The 1,426-nt window shown below is 65.0% G+C and carries 1 protein-coding gene; it reads left to right on the forward strand.

The annotated features are described in order from the left end of the window. Nucleotides 1-157: 157 nt before the first annotated feature. Nucleotides 158-1,357 (forward strand): IS256 family transposase, encoded by a 1,200-nt coding sequence (locus FJ979_RS32365; protein ID WP_140584734.1) that lies wholly within the window; start codon nt 158-160, stop codon nt 1,355-1,357. Nucleotides 1,358-1,426 lie beyond the last annotated feature (69 nt).

The raw sequence follows: 1,426 nt of genomic DNA on the forward strand, positions 1-1,426 counted from the left end.
GGTCGTGTCCCCACAGGTGGTGTAGCTCGGCGGTTACGAAGCCGCTCGCGAGCGCGCCGTTAGTCGCGCCGTAGCGAGCGAGCGGCTTTGCGGTGGTCATCGGCGCTTTCCGGTAGGGTTTGGTTGTTGACGCCAACCCAATTCGGAAGGACCACCGATGACCGACGACATGATGAACCTGCGCACGCTCGTGGAGAAGACCCCGGATGCCGATCTCCTGCGCGAGATGATCGGCTTTGCCGCCGAGCGGCTGATGGAAATGGAGGTTGGGGCCGCCACCGGCGCCGCCTATGGCGAGAAGAACCCGTTGCGCACGGCCCAGCGCAACGGCTATCGCGAGCGCGACTGGGAGACGCGCGCCGGCACCGTCGAGCTGCGCATCCCCAAGCTCAGGAAGGGCTCCTACTTCCCAGGTTTCCTCGAACCGCGCCGCATGGCCGAGAAGGCGCTGACCGCCGTCATCCAGGAAGCTTATGTGCAAGGCATCTCGACCCGCTCGGTTGACGACCTGGTCAAGGCCATGGGGATGAGCGGCATTTCGAAGAGCCAGGTCTCGCGGCTGTGCGAGGAGATCGACGGCAAGGTCAAAGCGTTCCTTGAAAGACCCATCGAGGGCGACTGGCCCTATCTGTGGATCGACGCCACCTACCTGAAGGTGCGCCGCGGCGGTCGCATCGTCTCGGTCGCCGTCATCCTCGCTGTCGGCGTCAACGCGGACGGTCGGCGCGAGGTGATGGGCATGGAGATTGGCACCTCGGAGGCCGAGCCGATCTGGACGGAGTTCCTGCGCAAGCTGACCCGCCGCGGCCTGCGCGGCGTCAAGCTCGTCGTCTCCGATGCCCATGAAGGCATCAAGGCGGCCGTCACCAAGGTGCTGTGCGCGACATGGCAGCGCTGCCGCGTCCACTTCATGAGGAACGTGCTGGCCCATGCCGGCAAGAGCGGCCGCAGGGTCGTCTCCGCTTTCATCGCCACCGCCTTCGCCCAGGAAACGCCCGAGGCCGCAAGCGTGCAATGGCGCGCCGTCGCCGACCAGATCCGGCCGAAGGTGCCGAAGTTGGCGACAATCATGGACGACGCCGAGCCCGACGTGCTGGCCTACATGACCTTCCCGAAAGAACACCGCGCCAAGCTGCACTCGACCAATCCGATCGAGCGTCTCAACGGCGAGATCAAGCGGCGCACCGAGGTCGTCGGAATCTTCCCGAACGACGATGCGATCGTGCGTCTGGTCGGCGCAATCCTGCTCGAACAGAACGATGAATGGGCAGTGCAGCGGGCCAGATATATGACTCTGGAAACGATCAGCCAGATGAGCGATGATCCCCTGATCAGCTTGCCAGCCGTGGCGCGCTGATCAGCCCGGCCCATGCCGGAGAGCACGGCGACCAATGCCGTCAGCTACACCACTCCCCGGGACACGATC

Source organism: Mesorhizobium sp. B1-1-6 (genome assembly GCF_006443035.1).
Classification (GTDB): domain Bacteria; phylum Pseudomonadota; class Alphaproteobacteria; order Rhizobiales; family Rhizobiaceae; genus Mesorhizobium.

What these genes read in the sequence shown, in the direction of transcription:
- FJ979_RS32365 (WP_140584734.1), top strand. Translation starts at nt 158, where the DNA reads ATGACCGACGACATGATGAACCTGCGCACGCTCGTGGAGAAGACCCCG.